The organism is Pseudomonas neuropathica (genome assembly GCF_015461835.1).
Classification (GTDB): Bacteria; Pseudomonadota; Gammaproteobacteria; order Pseudomonadales; family Pseudomonadaceae; genus Aquipseudomonas; species Aquipseudomonas neuropathica.
On the sequence record NZ_JACOPX010000011.1, the window covers coordinates 233962 to 260600 of the forward strand.

The window sequence follows — 26639 nt, forward strand, 5'->3', positions numbered from 1 at the left end:
AACAATAAATGTTGAGATCCCTGAAGTTCACCGCCCTGACCCTGGGCCTGATGGGTGCGGCCAGCGCGATGGCCGCCGGCCCGGATTTGACCGTGGTGTCGTTTGGCGGGGCGAACAAGGCGGCGCAAGTCAAAGCCTTCTATGCACCATGGGAAGCGGCGGGCAACGGCAAGATCGTCGCCGGCGAATACAACGGCGAAATGGCCAAGGTCAAAGCCATGGTCGACACCAAGAGCGTGTCGTGGGATCTGGTGGAAGTGGAATCGCCAGAGCTGTCCCGTGGCTGCGACGAAGACATGTTCGAACAACTCGATCCGGCACTGTTCGGCAAAGCCGAAGATTACGTCAAAGGCGCGATTCAGCCGTGCGGCGTGGGCTTCTTCGTGTGGTCGACCGTACTCGCTTACAACGCCGACAAGCTGAAAACCGCGCCAACCAGCTGGGCCGATTTCTGGGACACCAAGAAATTCCCGGGCAAGCGTGGCCTGCGCAAAGGCGCCAAGTACACCCTCGAATTCGCGCTGATGGCCGACGGTGTGGCGCCGAAAGACGTCTACAAAGAGCTGGCGAGCAAGGGTGGCCAGGATCGTGCGTTCAAGAAGCTTGATGAGCTGAAGCCAAGCATTCAGTGGTGGGAAGCCGGCGCGCAACCGCCGCAATACCTCGCTTCCGGTGACGTAGTGATGAGCTCGGCCTACAACGGTCGCATCGCGGCCGTGCAGAAAGAATCCAACCTGAAAGTGGTGTGGAACGGCGGCATCTACGACTTCGACGCGTGGGCTATCCCGAAAGGTCTGGACGCCAAGCGCGCCGAAGCGGCGAAGAAATTCATCGCTTACTCGGTGCAGCCGCAGCAGCAGAAAACCTACTCGGAAAACATCGCCTACGGCCCGGCCAACACCCAGGCTGTGCCGCTGCTGGCCAAGGACGTCCTGAAAGACATGCCGACCACCCCGGAAAACATCGCCAACCAGGTGCAGATCGACGTCAGCTTCTGGGCTGACAACGGCGAGCAACTGGAGCAGCGCTTCAACTCCTGGGCTGCGAAGTAATCCTTCGTCCGGTAGGAGCTGCCGCAGGCTGCGATCTTTTGACTTTGCCTTTCAAGATCAAGAGATCGCAGCCTCGTTGCACTCGACAGCTCCTACAGGTGCGATGTGTTTCTTGTGTGTTGATGTAATGCGGTATCGCTATGTGTGATGCCGCCCATCCAAAGATTTGCGGAGTACGTCATGGCTATCGCCGTTCCCCTGAACGAGGGCACCAGCCCCACCTTGAAGCAGAAGCTCAAGCGCGCCGAGCGGGTCAACCGCTGGAAGGCTCAAGCGCTGATTGCGCCGCTGGTGCTGTTTCTGTTGCTGGTGTTTCTGGTGCCGATCGTGGCGCTGCTCTACAAAAGCGTCGGCAACCCCGAAGTGGTCGGCGGCATGCCGCGCACCGTGGCGGCCATCGCCAGTTGGGACGGCCGCGGCCTGCCCGCTGAACCGGTCTACAAGGCTGCGGGCGAAGACCTTGCCGAAGCACGCAAAAACCAGACGCTGGGCGATTTGTCCAAGCGCTTGAATATGGAGTTGGCCGGCTATCGCAGCCTGCTGACCAAAACCGCCCGGGCGCTGCCGTTCGCCAGCGAACCGGCCTCCTATAAAGAAGCACTGGAAGGCCTCGACGAACGTTGGGGCGACCCAGCCTACTGGCAAGCGGTCAAACGCAACACCAGCAGCATCACGCCTTACTACTTGCTGGCGGCTGTGGATCATCGCATCGACGACCTCGGCGAAATCGCCCCGGCCACTCCGGATCAGGCGATCTACCTCGACATCTTCGCCCGCACGTTCTGGATGGGCCTGGTCATCACCGTGATCTGTCTGCTGCTGGCGTATCCACTGGCCTACCTGTTGGCGAACCTGCCATCGCGGCAAAGCAATCTGCTGATGATTCTGGTGCTGTTGCCGTTCTGGACCTCGATTCTGGTGCGGGTAGCGGCGTGGATCGTATTGCTGCAATCGGGCGGGCTGATCAACAGTGCGCTGATGGCCATGGGCATCATCGATAAGCCGCTGGAACTGGTATTCAACCGCACCGGCGTGTACATCTCGATGGTGCACATTCTGCTGCCGTTCATGATCCTGCCGATCTACAGCGTGATGAAAGGCATCTCGCCGACCTACATGCGCGCGGCGATTTCCCTCGGCTGCCACCCGTTCGCCAGTTTCTGGCGGGTGTACTTCCCGCAGACCTACGCCGGTGTTGGCGCCGGTTGCCTGTTGGTGTTCATCCTCGCCATCGGCTACTACATCACCCCGGCGCTGCTCGGCAGCCCGAACGATCAAATGGTCAGCTACTTCGTCGCTTTCTACACCAACACCAGCATCAACTGGGGCATGGCCACCGCGCTGGGCGGGCTGTTGCTGCTGGCGACCGTGGTGCTTTATCTGATTTACAGCTGGCTGGTCGGCGCCAGTCGCCTGCGCCTGAGCTAAGGGGAATTCGAAATGCTGAGTCCTTACATGTCGCCCATTGAACGGGTGTGGTTCTACAGCCTGCGGATCCTCTGCGGCTTGATTCTGTTGTTCCTGATTCTGCCGGTGCTGGTGATCATCCCGCTGTCGTTCAACTCGGGGAGTTTTCTGGTCTATCCGCTGCAAGGCTTCTCGCTGCACTGGTATCAGGATTTCTTCGCCTCGGCGGAATGGATGCGCGCACTGAAGAACAGCATCATTGTCGCCCCGGCCGCGACAGTTCTGGCGATGGTCTTCGGTACGCTGGCGGCGATTGGTCTGACTCGTGGCGACTTCCCCGGCAAATCCCTGGTGATGGCGCTGGTGATTTCGCCGATGGTGGTGCCGGTGGTGATCATCGGTGTGGCGAGTTATCTGTTCTTCGCGCCATTGGGGTTGGGCAACAGCTTCTTCTCGCTGATCGTCGTGCATGCGGTGTTGGGTGTGCCGTTTGTGATCATCACCGTGTCGGCAACATTGCAGGGGTTTAACCACAACCTGGTGCGGGCGGCGGCGAGTCTCGGTGCATCGCCACTGACGGCGTTCCGCCGGGTGACCTTGCCGCTGATTGCGCCGGGGGTGATTTCCGGGGCACTGTTTGCGTTTGCGACTTCGTTTGATGAGGTGGTGGTGACGTTGTTTCTTGCCGGGCCTGAGCAGGCGACGTTGCCTCGGCAGATGTTTAGCGGGATTCGCGAGAACTTGAGTCCTACGATTGCCGCGGCTGCCACGTTGCTGATCGCCTTCTCCGTCATTTTGCTGCTGACCCTGGAATGGCTGCGCGGGCGTAGCGAAAAACTGCGAACTGCGCAGGTTTAAGGGCCAGATCAAGAGCTTACCCCCTCACCCCAGCCCTCTCCCCCAGGGGAGCGAGGGGGAAAGGGAGCAGATATTCGTGCTTTTCAAAGCCTGAGTTCGACTCGATATCGCAAGTCGGTGTATCTCCTTCATCCTCCTCGGTCAGTCCCCTCTCCCTCTGGGAGAGGGCTAGGGTGAGGGGCTCTTGATCTTGCGCTCGATGCGTCATTCACCACCTGAATAGCAGACAACCCCAAATCCCCAGCTAATCTTGTGCCCAGCTCCCACATCTATAAGAGGCTGCGCACGATGAGTCTGTCTCAGTTCAAAATCGCTCACAAACTGATCACCGGCGCCGCCGCCATCGAACAACTGGCCGCTGAGCTCACACGCCTGGACATCGACAATCCACTGATCGTCACCGACGCCGCGCTGGTCAAGTCCGGCACCGTCGAGCTGGCGCTGGTGCAACTCGGTGGGCGCGACTACGAGATTTTCGATCGTGTACTGCCCGATCCGGAAATCGCCATCGTCGAAGACTGCATGCGCGTTTACCGCGAGGGCGGGCATGACGGCTTGATCGGTCTCGGTGGCGGCAGCGCCATCGACATCGCCAAAAGCGTCGCCGCCTACGCCGGTTACCACGGCGCGCTGGAAGATCTGTTCGGCGTCGATCAGGTGCCACGCAAAGGCCCACCGCTGATCGCCATCCCGACCACCGCCGGCACCGGTTCCGAAGTCACCAATGTGGCGATTCTCTCGGACAAAGTCGCGCAACTGAAGAAAGGCATTGTCAGCGACTTTCTATTACCGGACGTGGCGCTGGTCAGCCCGCAGATGACCCTGACCTGTCCGCGCAGCGTCACCGCTGCCAGTGGTGTTGACGCGCTGGTGCACGCCATCGAGTCCTATCTGTCGGTGAATGCCTCGCCGATCACCGACTCTCTGGCCCTTGGCGCCATCAAGCTGATCGCCAAAGCGCTGCCCAAGGCCTATGCCAACGGCGCCAACCTGCAGGCTCGCGAAGACATGGCCACCGCCAGCCTGATGGCCGGCATGGCGTTCGGCAATGCCGGGGTCGGCGCGGTGCATGCGCTGGCGTATCCACTGGGCGGGCGTTTCAATATTGCCCATGGCGTGAGCAATGCCTTGCTGCTGCCGTATGTCATGACCTGGAACAAGATGGCCTGCGTCGAACGCATGCAGGATATTGCCGAAGCCATGGGGATGAAGACCGCTCATCTGAGTGCAGCCGAAGCGGCAGACAAAGCTGTGCAAGCGATGACCGATCTGTGCGCGGCCGTGGAAATCCCGGCCGGGCTGCGTAGTTTCGGTGTGCCGGAAGAGGCGATCCCGGCGATGGCCCTGGAAGCCGCGGGCATTGAGCGGCTGATGCGCAATAACCCGCGCAAACTCAGTGCTGTCGATATCGAGAAGATCTACCGCGCGGCGTACTGATCCGGCCACGGCCACCACTCATGGCACAACCCAATCATCGCGGTCACGGTGCGCGCGCAGAAACTTGAGGTATACAATGCGCGCCATCGTGATTTAGCTCAGAAAAGGTGCGTCATGCAGCCCTTCGTAATTGCTCCGTCGATTCTCTCCGCCGACTTCGCCCGCCTCGGCGAGGAAGTAGACAACGTTCTCGCCGCTGGCGCCGACTTCGTCCACTTCGACGTCATGGACAACCACTACGTGCCCAACCTGACCATCGGTCCGATGGTCTGCGCGGCATTGCGCAAGTACGGCGTTACCGCGCCGATCGACGCGCACCTGATGGTCAGCCCGGTGGATCGCATTGTCGGCGACTTCATCGAAGCCGGCGCCACCTACATCACCTTCCACCCGGAAGCCACGTTGCACGTCGATCGCTCGCTGCAGCTGATCCGTGAAGGTGGCTGCAAATCCGGTCTGGTGTTCAACCCGGCGACCCCGCTGGACGTGCTCAAGTATGTGATCGACAAGGTCGACATGGTCTTGCTGATGAGCGTCAACCCGGGCTTCGGCGGGCAGAAGTTCATTCCCGGCACCCTCGATAAACTGCGCGAAGCGCGGGCGATCATCGATGCCTCGGGCCGTGACATCCGCCTGGAAATCGATGGCGGCGTCAACGTCAACAACATCCGCGAAATCGCCGCTGCTGGCGCTGACACCTTTGTTGCCGGCTCGGCAATCTTCAATGCGCCGAACTATCAGGAAGTCATCGACAAGATGCGTTCCGAACTGGCGCTGGCTCGCCCATGAGCGGGTTTGAGCAGCTGTTCCCGGGGAAACTGCCACGGCTGGTGATGTTCGATCTGGATGGCACACTGATCGACTCGGTTCCGGACCTGGCAGCCGCGGTGGACACCATGCTGCTCTCTCTCGGCCGGCAACCGGCGGGCATCGATTCGGTGCGCGAGTGGGTGGGTAACGGCGCGCCAGTGCTGGTGCGCCGCGCCTTGGCGGGTGGCATTGATCATTCGGCGGTCGATGACGTCGAAGCCGAGCATGCGCTGGAAGTGTTCATGGACGCCTACGGCGCCAGCCATGAGCTGACCGTGGTCTATCCCGGCGTGCGCGACACCCTCAAGTGGCTGCAAAAGCAGGGCGTGGCCATGGCGCTGATCACCAACAAGCCGGAGCGCTTCGTCGCGCCGTTGCTGGATCAGATGAAGATCGGTCGCTACTTCAAGTGGATCATCGGTGGCGATACCCTGCCGCAGAAAAAGCCTGATCCGGCCGCGCTGTTTTTCGTGATGAAAATGGCCAACATCCCGGCCTCGCAATCGTTGTTCGTCGGCGACTCGCGCAGCGACGTGCTTGCGGCGAAAGCGGCGGGGGTCAAATGCGTGGCGCTGAGTTATGGCTACAACCACGGCAGGCCGATCGCCGAGGAATCCCCGGCGCTGGTGATCGACGATCTGCGCAAGTTAATTCCCGGTTGCCTCGGTTCGGCCGCTGAGATAACGTTGCCCGACGCTGCTCAATCCCATTCTGGAAACGCCATCGTGGTGGTCACTCGCAAACTCTGGATGAAAGTCATCAAGGCCCTGGCCCGCTGGCGTTGGCGCGCCTGACTTGTTCCTGGCCGGCCTGCCGGCGCGTTTGCATACCTGACTGATTTGCCCCTCACACCACGAGGCACCTTATGATCCGCGAAGAATTCCTGCGCTTGGCCGCTGACGGCTACAACCGCATTCCGTTGGCCTGCGAAACCCTGGCCGACTTCGACACGCCGCTGTCGATCTACCTGAAACTGGCCGATCAGCCCAACTCCTACCTGCTCGAATCGGTACAGGGCGGCGAGAAATGGGGCCGTTACTCGATCATCGGCCTGCCGTGCCGTACCGTGTTGCGGGTTCACGACCATCACGTGAGCATCACCGTTGATGGCGTCGAGACCGAAAGCCACGATGTGGAAGACCCGTTGGCCTTCGTCGAAACCTTCAAGGCGCGCTACAACGTGCCAACCATCGCCGGTCTGCCGCGCTTCAACGGCGGTCTGGTCGGTTACTTCGGTTACGACTGCGTGCGTTATGTCGAGAAGCGCCTGGGCAAGTGCCCGAACCCGGATCCGCTGGGCGTGCCAGACATTCTGCTGATGGTTTCCGACGCCGTCGTGGTCTTCGACAACCTCGCCGGCAAGATGCACGCGATCGTATTGGCCGACCCAGCGCAGGCGGATGCCTTCGAACAAGGTCAGGCGCAACTGCAGGCATTGCTGGAAAAGCTCCGTCAGCCGATCACCCCGCGCCGTGGCCTGGACTTCAGCAAGCAACAAGCGGCTGATCCGGTGTTCCGTTCGAGTTTCACCCAGAACGATTACGAAAAAGCCGTCGACACCATCAAGGAATACATCCTTGCCGGCGACTGCATGCAGGTCGTGCCGTCGCAGCGCATGTCGATCGACTTCAAGGCTGCGCCGATCGATCTGTACCGCGCTTTGCGTTGCTTCAACCCGACGCCGTACATGTACTTTTTCAACTTCGGCGACTTCCACGTCGTTGGCAGTTCGCCGGAAGTGCTGGTGCGGGTCGAAGACAACCTGATCACCGTGCGCCCGATTGCCGGCACGCGCCCACGTGGCGCCACGGAAGAAGCGGATGTGGCGCTGGAAGAAGACTTGCTGTCGGACGACAAGGAAATCGCCGAGCACTTGATGCTGATCGATCTGGGTCGCAACGACACCGGGCGCGTGTCGGAAATCGGCTCGGTGAAACTCACCGAGAAAATGGTTATCGAGCGTTATTCCAACGTGATGCACATCGTCTCTAACGTCACTGGCCAGTTGAAAGCCGGGCTGACGGCGATGGATGCACTGCGAGCGATTCTGCCGGCGGGCACCTTGTCGGGCGCGCCGAAGATTCGCGCGATGGAAATCATCGACGAACTGGAGCCGGTCAAGCGTGGCGTCTACGGTGGGGCGGTGGGTTACTTCGCCTGGAACGGCAACATGGACACCGCGATTGCGATTCGCACGGCGGTGATAAAGAACGGCGAGTTGCACGTGCAGGCCGGCGGCGGCATCGTTGCCGACTCGGTGCCGGCACTGGAATGGGAAGAAACCCTGAACAAGCGCCGCGCGATGTTCCGCGCCGTGGCCCTGGCCGAACAAACCCCGGAAGCCTGAACTCACGCAAAACCCCCTGTAGGAGTGAGCCTGCTCGCGATAGCGGATTAACATTCAACGGAATGTTGTCTGAACCACCGTAATCGCGAGCAGGCTCACTCCTACATTTTGATCTGTGTTCAGCCATAAAAAAGCGGCGCCTGTGAGGGCGCCGCTTTTTTTTGCCTGCGATTTAGAAGTCCAGCACCACCCCGACATTCACACCCTGCTGGGTAAAGTCATCATCCTTGCGCAGAGAATACCCACCACGCAGCGCCAGATCAGCTGTGAGCTTGTGACTCACACCCAGGCTCAAGCGGTTCAAATGACTCTGCGGCGTGTAACCCTCAAGCTTGAAGTCATTCGCCGGCAAGGTATTGAGCGCGATGTTGACCTTTTGCACATCATCCTCGTACTCCCGCTCGTGAGCGTACTCACCAAACACTTGGGTCTGCGCAGTGATGTTGTACTTGCCTTGCAAGCCCAGCCCCAGGCGTTTCGAGTCACGAGTCTGATCATCGAAGGTCAGCGCCGTGGCGCGGTTGCTTTTCTCTGAGTAGCCGTCGACATCGACGCTGGCGTAGTCGGCGCTGACGAATGGCGACAGATGCCACTCACTGCCCGGCTGGGCGATGTCGTAACCGACACGGGCGCTGAACGCCCAGAGGCTGCCGTCGGTGTCGCCTTTTTCTGCACCTTCGCTGACGCCCAGATCAAATTTGCGCTTGAGGTTGTCGTAGTCGAGCTTGCCGCCGGTCAACGCTGCGTCAGCCCACCAGCGATTTTGCTGATATTGGGCAAATGCCGTGGCCATGTAGCTGTTGAGTTTGTAGTCGGAATCGTTATGCCCAGCCTCCAGATTCTGTCGATAGAAACCGCCTGCCACACCGACACGCCAGGCCTCATTCAAGCGGTAGCTGCCGCCGACGTTGAGGTTGTAACCGCTGCCATCGGCGCTGGCGCCGCTGCTTTGGCTGTCGACATCAAGATGTTGGCCGCCTGCCGAAACAATGGCGCGCCATTGACCTACCGCTTGCCAGTTCTCCCAGTCCGCCTGCCATTGATTGCGCAGTTCATCCTGATGCGCACGCACGGTGGCGTGGGCCATTTCCGGTAGCAGCGTCAGCTCCCACGGCGCGGCGAGCAGGGAATAGGCGTAATCGGAGATCAGCTTTTGCCCGGCCTCGGTCGGGTGCACGCCGTCGTTGTAGATCAGCTTGCTCGGATCGGGTGTCGCGCTGTTGATGCCGTAACGGGCGTTTTCGGTGCAGCTATTGCCACTGAAGCAGGTCGCAGTGAGGTTCTGATCGGTTGCGAGGCCAAAACGTCCTGGATCGGCAAACACTTCCGACAACAGGACCGGAATGTTCAGCGGAATGATTTCGGCGTTGATGCCTTGCAGGCGAGTGACCAACTGGCTGTTGAACTGGGTCGCGAGCTGACTGCTGAAGGCTTGCAGCGGCGTACCGTTGATCGCTGGCGTCAGCCCCACATCAGGCAACAGCCAGACCATCACGTATTTGGCGCCGGCGGTTTGCAGGGTTTGCACGCTGTCGGCCAGTCGATCGGCGGCGGCGTTGGCTTGCGGCAGGCTGAGAATGCGACCTTGCAGGAAGTCGTTACCGCCGCCGGAAATGTAATACAGCGCCTTCGGGTCGGCGCGGAAGCCGTTCGATGGCAGGTAACCGGCGCGGGTGCGTTCGCCGGTGGCGGATTGCGTGGTGATCGAGTCGAGGATCTGGTCGGTGCGATAACCGCCGACCGCCCAGTTGTTACCGTCCGGCTGGCCGTTTTCGGCGCGCACGGCGGAGCTGGAGGAGGCTGTCTGGTCTGGCGAAAAGCCAAGGCGTCCGCCGAGCAACTGCGTGGAATTCAATGAATACAGTTCACCGCTGCCATCCTGATACACCGGCCCGGTCCGGTTGGTGTAACGTTCGGTGGAGCCGGCCGGTCCGCCAGTGTCGGTGAAGGTGCCTGCGTCGTTGAGGCTGTCGCCAAACACAATGAAACTGGAATAAGGATTGGGTGCAGCATTGGCCTGAGCGCAGGCCAGTGCGAGCAGGCAGCCGGCCAGCGGTACAAACAACGTCTGTTTGATCATGAGCAAGTCCGTTTAGTTATTGTTGTAGGTGAACGAAACGACAGTACCAAAAACTCCCGGCGCTTTGCCATCGGTCGCGAATCCTCCCCCGGTTTTATCTGCCGCAGCCCCGGCCATATTGCACGCTCCGCCCAGCTAAGTTACTGTGCCGGAACGTATGAACGAGACCTTCCCCGTGTTGATCACCAGCAAACTTCTGGATCAAGTCATCAAGGCACACGCCCGCTGGCGTTGGCGCGCCTGAATCTTTTCTGCCGGCCCCGCCGGATCTGTATCGCTTTGCCTTCCTTGCCTGTTTGAAATGCCGCTGTGCCGACGCACCTGTCTGCGTCCGACATCGTGCAGCGCCCTGCGGGCAAGTGATCTGAAGGCTGTTTTCAAATCAGAATTCAAGAGGTTCGACACGCCATGTTGCTGATGATCGACAACTACGACTCCTTTACCTACAACGTTGTGCAATACCTCGGCGAGCTGGGTGCCGAAGTCAAAGTCGTGCGCAACGACGAGCTGACCATCGCCGAAATCGAAGCACTCAAGCCTGAGCGCATCGTGGTTTCCCCCGGCCCGTGCACGCCCACCGAAGCCGGCATCTCCATCGAAGCGATCAAGCACTTTGCCGGCAAACTGCCGATCCTCGGCGTCTGCCTGGGCCACCAGTCCATCGGCCAGGCTTTTGGCGGCGATGTAGTGCGCGCCCGGCAAGTGATGCACGGTAAGACTAGTCCGGTATTCCATGAGGACAAGGGCGTTTTCGCCGGCCTCAACCATCCGCTGACCGTCACCCGTTACCACTCGCTGATCGTCAAGCACGCGACGTTGCCCGATTGCCTGGAGCTGACCGCATGGACCCAGCACGACGACGGTTCGATCGACGAAATCATGGGCCTGCGTCACAAGACCCTGAACATTGAGGGCGTACAGTTCCACCCCGAGTCGATCCTGACCGAACAGGGCCATGAACTGTTTGCCAACTTCCTCAAACAAACCGGCGGCACGCGCTAAGGACTTCCCATGAATATCAAGACAGCCCTGAGCCGTATCGTCGATCACCTCGACCTCAGCACCGATGAAATGCGCGACGTGATGCGCGAAATCATGACCGGCCAATGCACCGACGCGCAGATCGGCGCGTTCATGATGGCCATGCGCATGAAGAGCGAGAGCATCGACGAAATCGTCGGCGCCGTGTCGGTGATGCGTGAGCTGGCCGATCAGGTCGAATTGAAGACCCTCGACGGCGTGGTCGATGTGGTCGGTACGGGCGGTGACGGCGCGAACATCTTCAACGTATCCACGGCCTCTTCGTTTGTCGTAGCGGCAGCCGGTTGCACCGTGGCCAAGCACGGCAACCGTGCGGTATCGGGCAAGAGCGGCAGCGCCGACTTGCTGGAAGCCGCCGGCATCTATCTGAACCTGACGCCGGTGCAAGTCGCGCGTTGCATCGACAACGTCGGCATCGGTTTCATGTTTGCCCAGACTCACCACAAAGCCATGAAGTACGCCGCCGGCCCGCGCCGCGATCTCGGCCTGCGTACGCTGTTCAACATGCTCGGCCCGCTTACGAATCCGGCCGGTGTGAAACATCAGGTGGTGGGCGTGTTCACTCAGGCATTGTGCCGGCCATTGGCCGAAGTCTTGCAACGGCTGGGCAGCAAGCATGTACTGGTGGTCCATTCGAAGGACGGCCTGGACGAGTTCAGTCTTGCCGCGCCGACTTTTGTTGCCGAGTTGAAGAACAACGAAATCACCGAGTATTGGGTCGAGCCGGAAGATCTCGGCATGAAGAGCCAGAGTCTGCACGGTCTGTCGGTCGAAGGCCCGGAGGCGTCGCTGGCGCTGATCCGCGATGCCCTCGGCAAGCGCAAGACCGAAAACGGCCAGAAAGCCGCCGAAATGATTGTGCTCAACGCCGGTGCCGCGCTGTACGCCGCCGACCTGGCGAGTAGTTTGAAACAGGGCGTCGAGCTTGCGCACGACGCTCTGCACACCGGCCTCGCTCGGGAAAAACTCGAGGAACTGGGTGCCTTTACCGCGGTATTCAAAGTGGAGAATGAGGGATGAGTGTACCGACGGTTCTGGAAAACATTCTGGCCCGCAAGGTTCAGGAAGTCGCCGAGCGTAGCGCCCGTGTGAGCCTGAGTGAGCTGGAAAGTCTGGCCAAGGCGGCCGATGCACCCCGTGGTTTTGCTCAGGCGTTGCTGACGCAAGCCAAGAAGAAGCAGCCTGCAGTCATTGCCGAAATCAAAAAGGCCTCGCCGAGCAAAGGTGTGATCCGCGAGAACTTCATTCCGGCCGACATCGCCAAAAGCTACGAGAAGGGCGGGGCGACCTGTCTGTCCGTGCTGACCGACATCGATTACTTCCAGGGTGCCGATGCTTATCTGCAACAGGCCCGGGCCGCGTGCAAACTGCCGGTGATTCGCAAGGACTTCATGATCGATCCTTACCAGATCGTCGAAGCCCGCGCGCTGGGTGCTGACTGTGTGCTGCTGATCGTCTCCGCACTGGATGACGTGAAAATGGCCGAACTGGCCTCTGTCGCCAAAAGCGTCGGTCTCGATGTGTTGGTCGAAGTGCACGACGGCGATGAGCTGGAGCGCGCATTGAAAACCCTCGACACGCCGCTGGTCGGGGTCAACAACCGTAACCTGCACACCTTCGATGTCAGCCTGGAAACCACCCTCGACCTGCTGCCGCGCATTCCGCGCGATCGTCTGGTCATCACTGAGAGCGGTATTCTCAATCGTGCCGATGTCGAGTTGATGGAAATCAGCGAAGTGTATTCGTTCCTGGTGGGTGAAGCGTTCATGCGCGCCGAGAATCCTGGCACTGAATTGCAGCGTCTGTTCTTCCCGGAGCGCGGGACTTCCATCAGCGGTTCGACCCTCGACTGATTCGAGTCGACTCATTCGCGAGCAGGTCGAATCGTCGCACCGTCGCTCCCACATTTGGAATGCGTTTGCCCCTGTGGGAGCGAGCCTGCTCGCGAAGGGGCCATCGAAACCGCTAAAGATTTCCATGTTGCCGGAGCCTGTTATGTCGCTGCCAACCTCCCTGACCATCGAAGCCGGCCTGCAAGCCGAACAAGACTTGCTGGCCTCGGTCTGCGCCGGCGACGCAGAATTCGGCCTTCTATTCTGGCAACCCAGCGATCGTGCGTTGGTCATGCCTCGCCGCCTCAATCGCCTCGCCGCGTTCGACCACGCCTGCGAAGTCTCAGCCGCCGCTGGCTGGCCCGTCCTGCTACGCGAAACCGGTGGCGAGCCCGTCCCGCAATCAGCGGCGACGATCAACATCGCCCTGGTCTATGCACCACCACGCAGCGAAGGCGACCTGAACCGCATCGAAACCGGCTACCACCGTCTCTGCGATCCGATCTGTCAGTTGCTGGAGGAGTTGGGCGGCACGTCATCACTTGGCGAAATCGACGGTGCATTCTGCGACGGCCGTTTCAACGTCAACCTCGACGGCCGCAAAATGGTCGGCACGGCCCAGCGCTGGCGCCAGAGTCAGGGCGGGCAACGTCCGGTGGGCCTGGTGCACGGTGCGATGCTGATGGATAACGAGCGCGACTCGATGGTCGCGGCGGTCAATCGCTTCAATGAAGCGTGCGGCCTGGAGCAGCGGGTGCGGGCGGAGAGCCACATTGGCCTGCATGAAAAGTTCAACGCGCCCGGGGCTTTGGCGCGTCTCGATGAACTGTTTCGTTTGATGCTGGCGCAGATCTACAACGCCTGACTTTCGGGCTTAGCGCGTACCGAAGACCACCATGGTCTTGCCTTTCACATCGACCAGGTTACGTTCCTCAAGATCCTTGAGTACGCGACCGACCATCTCCCGCGAACAACCGACAATCCGGCCGATTTCCTGACGGGTCACCTTGATCTGCATGCCATCCGGGTGTGTCATTGCGTCCGGCTGCTTGCACAACTCCAGCAGGCAGCGCGCCACTCGGCCGGTCACGTCGAAGAACGCCAGATCGCCGACCTTGCGCGTAGTGTTGCGCAGACGTTGTGCGATTTGTCCGCTGAGCACGTAAAGAATATCTGGATCCTGTTGCGACAATTCGCGGAACTTGGCGTAGCTGATTTCCGCTGTTTCGCATTCGACCTTGGCCCGCACCCAGGCGCTGCGTTCCTGTTCCTGTCCCGCTTGCTCGAACAGGCCCAGTTCGCCAATGAAATCCCCGGCGTTGAGGTAAGCGATGATCATCTCCCGACCGTCGTCATCCTCGATCAGGATCGTCACAGAACCCTTGATGATGAAGTACAGCGTGTCCGAGCGATCGCCCGCACAGATGATGTTGCTCTTGGCCGCATGGCGACGGCGCTGGCAATGCATCAACAGCTTGTCGAGATTCTTGATTTTGGATGTGGGGGTAATAGCAACCATGGTTGTATCCCGAAAAGACTGCACGGTTATGTTTGATTTTTTATGAGGCGCTGAAGGCGGTCGCTACACGGGCTGGCATGGGCGCCAGCGAATTGGCGCCAGCTTAACAGACACTTCGTCGCAAATTCGAGAAATTACCTACAGCGCGCAGGCATCGTGTCCTAGGAACGTTGCTCGCTGTCCCGGCAAAGCCCTGTGCTAAGCTGGCGACCCTTTTTTTACAGTGGAGTCTGGGCGATGAAGGCACGCATCCAATGGGCTGGCGAAGCCATGTTCCTCGGCGAATCCGGTAGCGGTCATGTCGTGGTGATGGACGGTCCGCCGGACGCCGGTGGTCGTAATCTGGGTGTTCGTCCGATGGAAATGCTTCTGCTGGGTGTCGGCGGTTGCAGCAACTTCGACGTGGTCAGCATCCTGAAGAAATCCCGTCAGGCCGTTGAAAGCTGCGAGGCCTTTCTCGACGCCGAGCGCGCGACCGAAGATCCGAAGGTGTTCACCAAAATCCACATGCATTTCGTGGTCAAGGGCCGTGGCTTGAAAGAAGCTCAGGTCAAGCGCGCCATTGAACTGTCCGCCGAGAAATACTGCTCCGCTTCGATCATGCTTGGCGCGGCAGGCGTGGCGATCACCCACGACTACGAAATCGTCGAACTCGGTTGAACCGACATTCAACTATCATAAACGCAGTGCAGACTCTGACGATCACTCGTTGACGTCTGCATAATGCGCCACTTTTTTCAGGGCAGTGATCGGTCAGCCGACGGATCAGCCGCTTGAACAGATAACCAAAATCGCCATAGCGAAGAGGTGTTAACCGTCCTACGCAGGTGCGTCGTTCGCACTTGACGGGCATGCTTGATCACGCGGCCGGGCCGCATACATAGAGAGTTTTTAACGGTGAAAAGCAAACTCAAGCTCCACGGGTTCAATAACCTGACAAAGACCTTGAGCTTCAACATCTATGACATCTGCTACGCGGAAACCCCGCAAGACCAGCAGGCTTACGTCGAGTACATCAATCAAGAGTACAACGCGAAACGCCTGACGCAGATTCTCACAGAAGTTGTCGAGATCATTGGTGCCAACATCCTGAACATTGCCAGTCAGGACTATGAACCTCAGGGCGCCAGCGTCACGATTCTGATTTCTGAAGAGCCGGTAACCCCGACTGAAAGCCAGATCGAAGAGTCGCCGGGTCCGTTGCCCGAAATTATCCTGGCCCACCTCGACAAGAGTCACATTACGGTGCACACCTACCCGGAAATCCATCCGGACGACGGTATTGCAACTTTCCGTGTGGACATCGATGTGTCGACTTGTGGTGTCATTTCACCGCTCAAAGCGCTCAATTTCCTCATTCACCAGTTCGATTCGGACATCGTGACTGTGGATTACCGTGTGCGTGGCTTCACCCGTGACGTTGAAGGCAACAAGCACTTCATCGACCACGAGATCAATTCGATCCAGAACTACCTTTCTGAAGACACCCGCGACGCGTACCAGATGACTGACGTGAACGTGTACCAGGAAAACCTGTTCCACACCAAAATGCTGCTGAAGAACTTCGAACTGGACAACTACCTGTTCGGCGACGCCACCAGCAATCTGTCCTCCGAGCAGCGCGTTCAGGTGACCGACCGTGTGAAACACGAAATGCTCGAAATCTTCTACGCGCGCAACATGCCGACCTAAGATTCCCGGGCACAAAAAAGGCGACTGTCTCAGGACAGTCGCCTTTTTTATTGCTGGAAAAAAGCACCCTGTGGGGGGCGAGCCTGCTCGCGATAAGGCCTTCAGCACCTACACAGATCTCAGATCCGATAAGTACTCTTGGTCATCACCTTGGCCAGAATACTCATCCCGAACTTCACCGGCGCCGGAAACCGAAAACCCCCAGCCTCCAGCGCACTTTCCGCATGATGTTCTTCATCTATGCGCATCTGCTCCAGAATCGCCCGGGACTTTTCGTCCTCGGCCGGCAATTGCTCCAGGTGTTCATTCAAGTGCTTGCACACCTGATGCTCGGTCGCCGCGACGAATCCAAGGCTGACCTTGTCGCTGATCAACCCGGCCACTGCGCCAATCCCGAACGACATCCCGTAAAACAGTGGATTCAAAACGCTGGTATGGCTGCCCAACTGATGAATACGCTGTTCGCACCAGACCAGATGATCGATTTCTTCTTCGGCGGCGTGCTCCATGGCCTCGCGCACCTGAGGCAGCTTGGCGGTCAACGCCTGCCCCTGATACAGCGCTTGGGCGCAGACTTCACCGGTATGGTTGATACGCATCAGGCCGGCGACGTGGCGGGTGTCTTCGTCGCTCATCTGCGTGTCCGGCTGCAAAATCGCCGGCGACGGACGGTACGGCTGGCCACTGAAGGGCAGCAGAGTACGCATTGCAGCATCGGCTTGCAGCAGAAGACGGTCAATCGGCGAGTAGTGACGTTGGGTAGTCATGCTGACCTCCGGGAAGAATCTCGGCGGCCAGTTTAACCGAATCGGCCGGGGAAGGTTTGCGTTGGGTCATTAGTCGCGGGTTCTTGCTTATTTGTGGGAGCGATGCGGCTCGCGAAGGCGTGGAGTCAGGCACTGGCATATTGAACGTGCCGACGTCTTCGCGAGCAGGGGGCCTTTTAACCCGGTGGCCAGTTCATCTGACGCTGACCGAGTACGTGCATATGAATGTGGTAGACGGTCTGCCCACCTTTCTCATTGCAGTTCATCACCACGCGGAAACCTTCTTCGCAACCCAGTTCCAGTGCCAGACGCTGCGCAGTGAACAGGATGTGCCCGGCCAATGCCTTGTCATCTTCGGTCAGGTCATTGAGGGTGCGCACCGGTTTTTTCGGGATCACCAGGAAATGCACCGGTGCCTGAGGGGCGATGTCATGGAAGGCCAGAACCTGGTCGTCTTCGTAAATGATCTTGGCCGGGATTTCCCGGTTGATGATCTTGGTGAACAGAGTATCCACTGCTGTTTTCTCCGCTGTTTGGGCTGAATCGAGTGTACCGCGTTGAATCCGGTTTCTTCAGCGCGGGCAGTAAGCTTTATTGACCATACCGACGATGGTGCGATTGAGCCAGCGCGAGCCCAGTCGCGGCAAGAACGCGAACCAGCGGTTGCGTCGTCCGGGAATGATGATTGCGCGGTTCTTGTCGAGGGCGCGTACGGTGTATAGCGCGACTTCCTCCGGGCTCATCATTAACTTGCTGTCTTTGAGTTTGTCGCTGTTCAGCTGCGCCGTGCGGAAAAATGCCGTGCGTGTCGGGCCGGGGCAGAGTACCGAGACCTTCACCGCACTTTGTTTCAGTTCAACCCGCAAGGCTTCGGAGAAGTGCAGCACATACGCCTTGCTGGCGTAATAAGTGCTCATCCATGGGCCGGGATTGAAGGCGGCCACCGAGGCGACATTGAGAATCTGCCCGCCGCCCTGGAGCGCCATGCTGTTGCCGATCGCATGGCAGAGACGGGTGAGGGCGAGGATGTTCACTTCGATCAGATCCTGCTCGGTCATCCAGTCCTGTGCGAGAAACGGGCCGCAGGTGCCGATACCGGCGCAATTGACCAGCAAATCGATCTGTCGGTCACCCTCTTCAAGCTCTAACAAGAAGCCGGACAGGCGCAGTGGTTCACCCAGATCGCAGGCGCGGAACAGTACCTCGACGCCAAAGCGCTGGGTCAGTTCGATCGCAATGCTTTCCAGCTGATCACGCTGTCGGGCCACTAAAATCAGGCTGCGGCCACGCCGGGCCAGAGCTTCGGCCATGGCCAGGCCGATGCCGCTGGAGGCGCCGGTGATCAGTGCGTAACGGGTCATGCAATTCTCCATCGCAACAGCTCCGCGCCGGCGACGCGGGTGTCACGGCAGGGAGCGCTGTTCATTCTTTCGCTGAGTCTACAGGGGCTTGCGTCGCTTCGGCGGCTTCGTCGGCCGAATCCACAGGTGACTCGACGTCTACTTCGACTTCGTCAGTGGTCACCGAGCCACTTTCGTAGCTGCTTTCCAGATTGCTTTCATATTCCTGCTGGATGGCTGAGATGCCGCCGAGCATTCCACCGACAAAAATCAGTGCGAAGAACACGATCCACAGGGAGCACAGCACTTTCACGGCGGTGCTGTTTGGCGGCGGGGGAGGGCCGTAGCGATTGGCGCCGGTGTTGCCCGGTACGACCATGATCACCAGCGGGAAGAAGCTGCCCACGAACGGTACCAGGTTCAGCAGCCAGAGCCAGCCGGACCAGCCAATGTCGTGCAGACGCTGGACGCTGAACAGAATGCTGACAATCAGGAAGGCGATAAACAGGAAGAACGCGAAGATCCCGCCGATGATCAGGCCGGTGGTGGAGTCGCCGCTGACCAGACCCAGAGCCAGCAGGGCGAACACGCCGACAATGGGCAGGGTCACCAGACTCAGGACCATCGTCCATGCCAGAAAACGCAGGCGGCCGATTCGCCCTTCGACGCTGAACGGCTTGAGCGTGGCGAACGCCGGAAGATTTTCCCCCACATTGGCGCGAGGCGGTGCATATGGTGAGTCCGGTTCTGCCACCACAGTGGGGTGTTCCTGGACGTCCGATAGATTCAGTTCGATTGCCGTCTCTGCTTCAATGCGTGCATCAATCCCGGTTTTGCTCAGAGCTTGTAGATAAGCTTGTGCATCGTTGTGGGACAGGTCGCGTTTGAGTGCTACGGCGCGGCCATTGAACAGGCGTTCGATGGCGGCCACTTCACTTTTGAAAAGATCAGCCAGATTGAGCTTGGCAGTAGTGATATCGACACCGGGCTGCAAAGCACCGTCGAATACGATCTTGTAACGGGGTTCGCTCATGGCCGAGGCATCCTTGTCGCGAATGGTTTGAAAGGTCGTCAGTGTAAGGCCAGTCTTGAGTCGACTGGCCCGGTTTTACTCGCGCGGCCAGCGTTTTGGCAATTGTGCTGCGTGTTCCTGGGCTTGCCGGTATTCAGCGTCCAGCCGTGCGATCAATTGATCTACGCTCGGCAGGTCATCGATCTGCCCGACGCCTTGCCCGGCCGACCACACAGTTTTCCAGGCTTTGGCTTCATCGTTGATCGGCTTGAGCTTGTCACCGAAATTCACCTCGCCTTTGCCTTGCAGCGCAGCCATATCGAAACCGGCCGCCTCCAGGCTCTGCCGCATAAAGCTCGCCGGTACTCCCGAGACCGCTGGAGTATGAATGATGTCCGCAGCCTTGGCTGTCAGCAGCATCTCCTTGTAGGCGTCAGGCGCATGACTTTCCGTGGTGCCGATAAATCGTGTACCGAAGTAGGCCAAATCCGCACCGAGCACCTGTGCAGCGAGAATCTCATGGCCGTGGTTAAGACATCCTGCAAGCAACAGGGTTTTATCGAAAAACTCTCGGATCTCGGCGATCAGCGCAAACGGACTCCAGGTCCCGGCATGGCCCCCGGCGCCGGCCGCCACGGCGATCAGACCGTCGACACCGGCCTCGGCCGCTTTCTCGGCATGTCGGCGAGTGGTGACGTCATGGAACACCAGACCGCCATAGCTGTGTACCGCGTCGACCAACTCCTTCACCGCGCCGAGGCTGGTGATGACGATCGGCACTTTGTGTTCGACGCAGATGTTCAGGTCTGCCTGCAAGCGCGGGTTGCTGTTGTGCACGATCAGGTTCACCGCGTACGGCGCCGGGTTGTCCAGTGTCGCCAGGCCCGCTTCGATCTGTTCCAGCCAGGCTTTGAATCCGCTGCTTTCGCGTTGGTTCAGCGCAGGAAAACTGCCGACCACGCCATTACGGCAGCAGGCGAGCACCAGCTCAGGGTTGGAAATCAGAAACATCGGCGCCGCCACTACAGGCAGACGCAGACGTTGTTCGAGCAAAGCGGGCAGCGACATTATGAACACCCCAAGGATCTGTACTTGTTGAAGTTAGAACGGCTTGACCACGACCAGAATTACGATAGCCAGCAATATCAGAACCGGCACTTCATTGAACCAGCGATAAAAGACATGGCTGCGGGTGTTTTCGCCACGGGCAAAACGTTTCACCTGCGCGCCGCACATGTGGTGGTAGCCGATCAGCAACACGACCAGGGTCAGTTTGGCGTGAATCCAGCCGCCCATGCTGAAGATGCTCGGGTTGAGGTAGATCAGCCAGCCGCCGAAAATCAGCGTCGCAATCATCGCCGGGCCCATGATGCCGCGATACAGCTTGCGTTCCATTAAGCTGAAGCGTTCTTTGCTGATCGTGTCTTCGCTTTGCGCGTGATACACGAACAGACGCGGCAAGTAGAACAGCCCGGCAAACCAGCAAACGATGCTGACAATGTGAAAAGCTTTGATCCATAGATAGAGCATTTTTAGTTATTCCAGGTTCACGGTAAGCCGGATAGTAGAGGCTTGAGCGTCCGCACGTCACCTTGACGGTTGTCGCAGGGCCGCGCGGCCCCTATTATCGACGGCTTTCCAGTGGGTTCTTTGAGGGCAGGTTATGGTCAAGGTCGGTATCGTCGGCGGCACGGGTTACACCGGTGTCGAACTGCTGCGTCTGTTGGCGCAGCATCCGCAGGCAGAAGTGGTAGTGATCACTTCCCGATCCGAGGCCGGTCTGGCCGTGGCTGACATGTACCCGAACCTGCGCGGACACTACGACGGCCTGGCCTTCAGCGTCCCAGACATCAAGACCCTCGGCGCTTGCGACGTAGTGTTCTTCGCTACACCGCACGGTGTGGCTCACGCATTGGCCGGTGACTTGCTCGCGGCGGGCACCAAGGTGATCGACCTGTCGGCAGACTTCCGTCTACAAGACGCTGAAGAGTGGGCCAAGTGGTACGGTCAGCCGCACGGCGCACCGGAGTTGCTGGACGAAGCGGTTTACGGTCTGCCGGAAGTTAATCGCGAGCAAATCAAGAAGGCTCGCCTGATCGCGGTACCGGGTTGCTATCCGACCGCTACCCAGTTGGGTTTCCTGCCATTGCTCGAAGCCGGTCTGGCGGATACTTCGCGCTTGATCGCGGACTGCAAATCCGGTGTCAGTGGTGCCGGTCGCGGTGCGGCTGTCGGCTCGCTGTACTCCGAGACATCGGAAAGCATGAAGGCCTATGCGGTGAAAGGTCACCGTCACCTGCCGGAAATTCGCCAGGGCCTGCGTCGCGCAGCGGGCAAGGATGTCGGTCTGACTTTCGTTCCGCACCTGACTCCGATGATCCGTGGCATTCACTCAACGCTCTACGCGACGGTGGTTGACCGCTCGGTGGATCTGCAGGCGCTGTTTGAAAAGCGTTACGCCAACGAACCATTCGTCGATGTAATGCCGGCCGGCAGCCATCCGGAAACCCGTAGCGTGCGCGGTGCCAACGTTTGTCGTATCGCCGTTCATCGTCCGCAGGATGGCGATCTGGTGGTGGTGCTGTCGGTGATCGACAACCTGGTCAAAGGTGCGTCGGGTCAGGCGGTGCAGAACATGAACATCCTGTTCGGGCTGGACGAGCGTTTCGGTCTGTCCCACGCCGGTATGCTGCCGTAACACTTTAAGCAGCACAGCAAAAAGGCCCGTTCAGCGGGCCTTTTTGCATTCTGAACAGCTCGTCGGGTTTATTGATATACCGTAACAATAGTTGACCGATTTTCTCGGACAAGCGGATAATGCGCGTCATCACGCATTATGGCGGCGTAACGCCGGGAGATAGTCAGCATGAGCGTCGAATCCTTCACCCCCACGGCTTTGCAATTCACCCACGGTGCCGCGCACAAGGTGAAGAGCCTGGTCGATGAAGAGGGGAATGATCGCTTGAAGCTGCGCGTATTCGTTACGGGCGGCGGTTGTTCAGGGTTTCAGTACGGTTTCACCTTCGATGAAGATGTGGCCGAGGACGACACCATCGTCGAGCGCGAAGGCGTGAGTCTGGTGGTGGATCCGATGAGCTTCCAGTACCTGGCCGGTGCTGAAGTGGACTACCAGGAAGGTCTGGAAGGTTCTCGTTTCGTGATCAAGAATCCGAACGCCACCACGACGTGTGGTTGCGGGTCTTCGTTCTCGATCTGATCGCTCCTCGCTCCAGATAACAAAACGCCGCAGAGCCTCACGGTTCTGCGGCGTTTTGCTGTGCTTAATCTTTAAGCAGGGTAGATAGCGCCAAGTATCCGCAGCCCGCGTGCGCCGGTGACGCTTGGGCGGTTGGCGGCGATGCCTTCTAGGCAGCAATGGGCCAGCCAGGCGAAGGCCATGGCTTCGACCCAGTCCGGGTCAACGCCGTGAGTGGCAGTGCTGGCGACTTTGGTGGTTGGCAGCAGCTCGGCCAGACGCTTCATCAGCGTGGCGTTGTGCGCGCCGCCGCCGCAGACCAACAGTTCCTGAGTATCGGTTTGAGCGTTTTGCAAAGATTCAACGATCGTCAACGCGGTCAGTTCAAGCAGCGTCGCTTGCACGTTCTCGGCAGCAAAGGCTGGCAGGTGCGAGAGATGTTGTCCCAGCCAGGGCAGGTTGAACACTTCGCGGCCGGTACTTTTCGGTCCCTTGGTGACGAAGAATGGATCGCTGAGGAGTGCGTTTAGCAGTGTCGGCTCGACTGTCCCTGTTTTAGCCCAGTCGCCATTGCGATCATAGTTTTCGCCGCGCTGCTGCTGAATCCAGGCGTCCATCAGCACATTCCCGGGGCCGCAGTCGAAACCGGCTACAGGTTTGGTCGGCTCAATCAGACTCAGATTGCTGAAACCGCCGACATTCAAGACGGCCTGGTTACCGGTACGCTCTTCAAATAACGCTTCATGAAATGCAGGTACCAGCGGAGCGCCTTGACCTCCGGCCGCCACATCGCGACTGCGGAAATCGCTGACTACGGTGATACCGGTCAGTTCGGTCAGCAGAGCGGGGTTGCCGATCTGCACGGTGAAGCCGCGTGCAGGCTCATGGCGAATGGTCTGGCCGTGGCTGCCTATCGCCCGAATGTCTTGCGGTTTGAGTTGCTGCTGATCGAGGAGGGTATGAATGCCCTGCGCGGCGAGTGTCACCCAGTTCTGCTGGGCAATCGCCGAGCGGGCGATTTCGTCAGGGCCACTGGCGCACAAGCCAAGCAGCTCGGCGCGCAGGGATTCAGGCATGGGGATGTAGTGGGTGGCGACCAGTTTGATCGCCGAGGTCTGTTCGATCAGGGCAATGTCCAGACCGTCGAGGCTGGTTCCGGACATCACGCCGATATACAGGGCCATGACTTAGCGCTTGCTCGAAGCCAGCATGGTGGCTTTCTCTTGATCCATGCGCGCCATCAGCGGCTGGCTCTGAGCGAGGAAGCGAGCGCGCTCGGCTTTGGCAATAGGATCAGCCATCGGCAGTTTCTGGCCCAACGGATCGACGTGGACACCATTGACCTGGAACTCATAATGCAAGTGCGGGCCGGTGGAAAGGCCGGTGGTGCCGATGTAACCAATCACTTGACCTTGCTTGACAGTACCGCCGGTCTTCACGCCTTTGGCGAAGCCTTGCATGTGGCCGTACAGCGTGCGGTAAGTATTGCCGTGCTGGATGATCACCGTGTTGCCGTAGCCACCACGACGTCCGGCCAACAACACTTTACCGTCACCGGCAGCCTTGATTGGCGTGCCGCGCGGCGCAGCGTAATCAACACCTTTGTGGGCGCGAATCTTGTTGAGGATCGGGTGCTTGCGGCCCATGGAGAACTTCGAACTGATGCGGGCGAAATCCACTGGTGTGCGGATGAACGCCTTGCGCATGCTGTTGCCATCAGCCGTGTAGTAGCTGCTGTTGCCTTGCTTGTTGGTGTAACGCACGGCGGTGTAGGTCTTGCCGCGGTTAGTGAAGCGAGCGGACAGGATAGGTCCGGTGCCGACGGCTTTGCCGTTGACCACTTTCTGCTCGTAGATCACATCGAATTCGTCACCTTGGCGGATGTCTTGAGCGAAATCGACGTCGTAGCCAAAGACGCTGGCCATATCCATGGTCAGGCTGTGAGAGAGGCCGGCGCGGGCTGCGGATTGTGAAAGCGAACTGTTGATTACGCCATGGACGTAAGCAGTGCGGACGGTCGGTTTCGCGGTAACCCGGTTGAAGGCATAACCTTTGTCATTCTTGGTCAGGGTAATGGTTTCGACGTCGCTGACCTTGCTGTGCAGGCTGGTCAGTTGGCCTTGCGGATTCAATTCGAATTCGAGTTTCTGGCCGTGTTTGAGCTGGCTGAACTGTTTGGCTTGCTTGTCGCTGGCCAGAACTTCGTGGACGGAGGCCGCTGGCAGACCGACCTTTTCGAACAAGGTCGACAGCGTATCGCCCTTGGCGACGATGACTTCACGGTGCCCTGGGGCTTTAGGCGTTTCAGCGATTGGCGCAGGTACGGCCTCAGCGGTTTGTGCGGTGTTTTCGTCAGTGTTTTCGATTTGAGCAAACGGAGAAGCTACTGGCTCATTTGTGGCTTGAGCGGCGTCAGCAGCGTCTTGATCTTGTGTCAGTTGTTCAGCAGGACTTTCCAGTTCAAGGCTCAGGGTCGTCTTTTTGGCTTCAACATCACTGGAAGGGAATACCAGGAGTGCCAGGCTGAGAAGGGCGGCGATTCCACTTGCGGCGAGCAGGTGGGTCTTCGGGTAAAGCGGCGGCGCTTTAGACGGTTCTGTGGTCATAGGTAATTTTGACTTTGAAAAATGATGAATTGGAAAAGATGAATGACATGATGAAGATGAAATAACTGTATAAAATATAACCAAATCATCTCTGAAGCAAGTCTACAGACATCGCGTCTGCGGATTGGTGTCCGTGCGCCGGGCAAAACTTGTAATTGGTGCACGATCTTGTATGGTTGGTTCCCTTTGAATCTGAGCCTTGCGGGTCTGTTATGAAGTCGGTTGAAGAGCAGCTAGCGCTGATTAAACGTGGTGCGGAAGAACTGTTGGTCGAGTCCGAGCTGATCGAGAAGCTCAAGCGCGGCCAACCGCTGCGAATCAAGGCTGGTTTCGATCCGACCGCTCCTGATCTGCATTTGGGTCACACGGTGCTTATTAATAAGCTGCGTCAGTTCCAGGAGCTGGGGCATCAGGTTATCTTCCTTATAGGTGACTTCACCGGAATGATCGGTGATCCGAGCGGCAAGAGCGCTACGCGTCCTCCGTTGACTCGCGAGCAGGTTCTGGAAAACGCCGAGACTTACAAGACGCAGGTGTTCAAGATTCTTGATCCGGCGAAAACCGAAGTTGCGTTCAACTCCACCTGGATGGACAAGATGGGGCCGGCGGACTTTATTCGCCTGACTTCGCAGTACACCGTCGCGCGCATGCTTGAGCGTGACGACTTCGATAAGCGCTACACCACCAATCAGCCAATCGCTATTCACGAGTTCCTCTATCCGCTGGTGCAGGGGTACGATTCGGTTGCGTTGCGGGCGGATGTCGAGTTGGGTGGTACCGATCAGAAATTCAACTTGCTGATGGGGCGTGAGTTGCAGCGTGGTTATGGTCAAGAGGCTCAATGCATTTTGACCATGCCGTTGCTCGAAGGTCTGGATGGCGTGAAGAAGATGTCCAAGTCATTGGGCAACTACGTCGGTATTCAGGAAGCGCCGGGTGTCATGTACAGCAAGCTGGTTTCGATTCCGGATGCGTTGATGTGGCGTTACTTCGAGCTGCTCAGCTTCCGCTCGATGGATGAGATCAATGCGCTGCGTGCTGATGTTGAGGCGGGTGCTAATCCGCGCGATGTCAAAATCAAACTGGCAGAAGAGATCGTTGCGCGCTTCCATGGCGAAGAGGCTGCTGCCAATGCCCATCGTGCGGCGGGTAACCGTATGAAAGATGGCGAGTTGCCGGATGATCTGCCAGAGATCGAGTTGGCATCTACTGAGGATATGCCGATCGCTGCTGTCCTTAATAAGGCGGGGTTGGTGAAGAACTCGGCGGCAGCGCGTGATCTGTTGGCGTCTGGTGGTGTGCGCATCGATGGCGCAGTCGTTGATCGCTCCTTTATATATGTACTGGGCGCGACCCACGTTTGCCAGGCTGGCAAGAAGGCCTTTGCGCGTATCACACTGAAATCTGAGTGATTTCTGAAAATAAGTGTTGACGGCGAATTTTAGATGTCTATAATTCGCCCCACTTCCGGCGCAGTCGAAACGGAAAACTCCTTGAGATTCAATGAGTTATGCAAGTTTCGACAGCAGGTTGCTTCAGTTCATCGAAGCCAGAAGGAAGTTGAAAAAGAGGTGTTGACAGCAGCGTGTAACGCTGTAGAATTCGCCTCCCGCTGACGAGAGATCGGAAGCGCAAGTGGTTGA

At 58.7% G+C, this 26639-nt stretch carries 26 protein-coding genes; 16 read left to right on the forward strand and 10 right to left on the reverse strand.

Annotation, left to right across the window (positions count from 1 at the left end; genetic code table 11):
* The first annotated feature begins 8 nt into the window (after positions 1-8).
* From H8F23_RS18105 to trpE, 7 genes are all read left to right on the forward strand, one after another.
* The gene (locus H8F23_RS18105) at positions 9-1052 is read left to right on the forward strand and encodes an ABC transporter substrate-binding protein (protein ID WP_194935295.1); all 1044 of its coding nucleotides are present in this window, start codon (positions 9-11) and stop codon (positions 1050-1052) included.
* Between the two features lie 180 nt (positions 1053-1232).
* On the forward strand, positions 1233-2480 hold the full coding sequence (locus H8F23_RS18110; protein ID WP_194935296.1) for an ABC transporter permease: 1248 nt from the start codon (positions 1233-1235) through the stop codon (positions 2478-2480).
* Between the two features lie 12 nt (positions 2481-2492).
* Positions 2493-3317 (forward strand): ABC transporter permease, encoded by an 825-nt coding sequence (locus H8F23_RS18115; RefSeq protein WP_194935297.1) that lies wholly within the window; start codon positions 2493-2495, stop codon positions 3315-3317.
* A 288-nt stretch (positions 3318-3605) separates the two neighbouring features.
* Entirely contained in the window at positions 3606-4754 is a 1149-nt protein-coding gene (locus H8F23_RS18120) for an iron-containing alcohol dehydrogenase (protein WP_194935298.1), read from the forward strand.
* Positions 4755-4868: 114 nt separating this feature from the next.
* On the forward strand, positions 4869-5543 hold the full coding sequence (rpe, locus tag H8F23_RS18125) for a ribulose-phosphate 3-epimerase (protein ID WP_007918813.1): 675 nt from the start codon (positions 4869-4871) through the stop codon (positions 5541-5543).
* Entirely contained in the window at positions 5540-6358 is an 819-nt protein-coding gene (locus H8F23_RS18130) for a phosphoglycolate phosphatase (RefSeq protein WP_194935299.1), read from the forward strand. The genes rpe and H8F23_RS18130 overlap by 4 nt, the downstream gene beginning before the upstream one ends.
* Before the next feature lie 71 nt (positions 6359-6429).
* Positions 6430-7911 (forward strand): anthranilate synthase component I, encoded by a 1482-nt coding sequence (gene trpE / locus H8F23_RS18135; RefSeq protein ID WP_093441886.1) that lies wholly within the window; start codon positions 6430-6432, stop codon positions 7909-7911.
* Positions 7912-8083: 172 nt separating this feature from the next.
* Here trpE and estP read toward each other — a convergent pair whose 3' ends face one another.
* A complete protein-coding gene (gene estP, locus H8F23_RS18140) occupies positions 8084-9991 on the reverse strand; it encodes an esterase EstP (protein WP_194935300.1) in 1908 nt (635 codons plus the stop codon).
* Between the two features lie 408 nt (positions 9992-10399).
* Here estP and H8F23_RS18145 point away from each other — a divergent pair, with 408 nt between their 5' ends.
* The 4 genes from H8F23_RS18145 (at position 10400) to H8F23_RS18160 (ending at position 13729) form a co-directional block, all read left to right on the forward strand.
* A complete protein-coding gene (locus tag H8F23_RS18145; RefSeq protein WP_194935301.1) occupies positions 10400-10993 on the forward strand; it encodes an aminodeoxychorismate/anthranilate synthase component II in 594 nt (197 codons plus the stop codon).
* A gap of 9 nt (positions 10994-11002) precedes the next feature.
* Positions 11003-12052 carry an anthranilate phosphoribosyltransferase gene (trpD, locus tag H8F23_RS18150; protein ID WP_103304391.1) on the forward strand — a complete coding sequence of 350 codons (1050 nt, stop codon included), beginning with the start codon at positions 11003-11005 and terminating at the stop codon, positions 12050-12052.
* On the forward strand, positions 12049-12885 hold the full coding sequence (trpC, locus tag H8F23_RS18155) for an indole-3-glycerol phosphate synthase TrpC (RefSeq protein WP_194935302.1): 837 nt from the start codon (positions 12049-12051) through the stop codon (positions 12883-12885). Before trpD ends, trpC begins: the two co-directional genes overlap by 4 nt.
* Before the next feature lie 142 nt (positions 12886-13027).
* On the forward strand, positions 13028-13729 hold the full coding sequence (locus tag H8F23_RS18160; RefSeq protein ID WP_194935303.1) for a lipoate--protein ligase family protein: 702 nt from the start codon (positions 13028-13030) through the stop codon (positions 13727-13729).
* 9 nt (positions 13730-13738) lie between these two features.
* Here H8F23_RS18160 and crp read toward each other — a convergent pair whose 3' ends face one another.
* Entirely contained in the window at positions 13739-14383 is a 645-nt protein-coding gene (crp, locus tag H8F23_RS18165) for a cAMP-activated global transcriptional regulator CRP (protein WP_194935304.1), read from the reverse strand.
* A gap of 237 nt (positions 14384-14620) precedes the next feature.
* On the opposite strand from crp, the gene H8F23_RS18170 reads away from it, so the two are divergent.
* Together H8F23_RS18170 and speD are read left to right on the forward strand one after the other, a co-directional pair.
* Positions 14621-15043, forward strand: coding sequence for an OsmC family protein (locus H8F23_RS18170; protein WP_016772921.1), 423 nt, complete (start codon positions 14621-14623; stop codon positions 15041-15043).
* 237 nt (positions 15044-15280) lie between these two features.
* Entirely contained in the window at positions 15281-16075 is a 795-nt protein-coding gene (gene speD / locus H8F23_RS18175) for an adenosylmethionine decarboxylase (protein WP_194935305.1), read from the forward strand.
* A 119-nt stretch (positions 16076-16194) separates the two neighbouring features.
* Here the strand turns inward: speD and coq7 are convergent, their stop codons facing one another.
* From coq7 to hemJ, 6 genes are all read right to left on the reverse strand, one after another.
* Entirely contained in the window at positions 16195-16842 is a 648-nt protein-coding gene (gene coq7 / locus H8F23_RS18180; RefSeq protein ID WP_008077993.1) for a 2-polyprenyl-3-methyl-6-methoxy-1,4-benzoquinone monooxygenase, read from the reverse strand.
* Between the two features lie 176 nt (positions 16843-17018).
* The gene (locus H8F23_RS18185; RefSeq protein WP_003228789.1) at positions 17019-17357 is read right to left on the reverse strand and encodes a histidine triad nucleotide-binding protein; all 339 of its coding nucleotides are present in this window, start codon (positions 17355-17357) and stop codon (positions 17019-17021) included.
* 57 nt (positions 17358-17414) lie between these two features.
* Positions 17415-18203: an SDR family NAD(P)-dependent oxidoreductase gene (locus H8F23_RS18190; RefSeq protein ID WP_093441854.1), complete on the reverse strand. Its 789-nt coding sequence runs from the start codon at positions 18201-18203 to the stop codon at positions 17415-17417.
* A 61-nt stretch (positions 18204-18264) separates the two neighbouring features.
* Positions 18265-19215: a DUF805 domain-containing protein gene (locus H8F23_RS18195; protein ID WP_194935306.1), complete on the reverse strand. Its 951-nt coding sequence runs from the start codon at positions 19213-19215 to the stop codon at positions 18265-18267.
* A gap of 75 nt (positions 19216-19290) precedes the next feature.
* On the reverse strand, positions 19291-20262 hold the full coding sequence (locus H8F23_RS18200) for an NAD(P)H-dependent flavin oxidoreductase (RefSeq protein ID WP_194935307.1): 972 nt from the start codon (positions 20260-20262) through the stop codon (positions 19291-19293).
* A gap of 33 nt (positions 20263-20295) precedes the next feature.
* The gene (hemJ, locus tag H8F23_RS18205; RefSeq protein WP_038363386.1) at positions 20296-20724 is read right to left on the reverse strand and encodes a protoporphyrinogen oxidase HemJ; all 429 of its coding nucleotides are present in this window, start codon (positions 20722-20724) and stop codon (positions 20296-20298) included.
* Between the two features lie 133 nt (positions 20725-20857).
* Here hemJ and argC point away from each other — a divergent pair, with 133 nt between their 5' ends.
* Together argC and erpA are read left to right on the forward strand one after the other, a co-directional pair.
* Positions 20858-21892 carry an N-acetyl-gamma-glutamyl-phosphate reductase gene (argC, locus tag H8F23_RS18210; protein ID WP_194935308.1) on the forward strand — a complete coding sequence of 345 codons (1035 nt, stop codon included), beginning with the start codon at positions 20858-20860 and terminating at the stop codon, positions 21890-21892.
* Positions 21893-22060: 168 nt separating this feature from the next.
* On the forward strand, positions 22061-22411 hold the full coding sequence (gene erpA, locus H8F23_RS18215; protein WP_008077999.1) for an iron-sulfur cluster insertion protein ErpA: 351 nt from the start codon (positions 22061-22063) through the stop codon (positions 22409-22411).
* A 71-nt stretch (positions 22412-22482) separates the two neighbouring features.
* On the opposite strand, the gene H8F23_RS18220 is transcribed toward erpA, so the two are convergent.
* Positions 22483-23574, reverse strand: coding sequence for an anhydro-N-acetylmuramic acid kinase (locus H8F23_RS18220; protein ID WP_194935309.1), 1092 nt, complete (start codon positions 23572-23574; stop codon positions 22483-22485).
* A 3-nt stretch (positions 23575-23577) separates the two neighbouring features.
* A complete protein-coding gene (locus H8F23_RS18225; protein ID WP_194935310.1) occupies positions 23578-24996 on the reverse strand; it encodes a peptidoglycan DD-metalloendopeptidase family protein in 1419 nt (472 codons plus the stop codon).
* 212 nt (positions 24997-25208) lie between these two features.
* Between H8F23_RS18225 and tyrS the strand changes: the two genes are divergently transcribed.
* Positions 25209-26408 carry a tyrosine--tRNA ligase gene (gene tyrS / locus H8F23_RS18230; protein WP_186619848.1) on the forward strand — a complete coding sequence of 400 codons (1200 nt, stop codon included), beginning with the start codon at positions 25209-25211 and terminating at the stop codon, positions 26406-26408.
* Positions 26409-26639 lie beyond the last annotated feature (231 nt).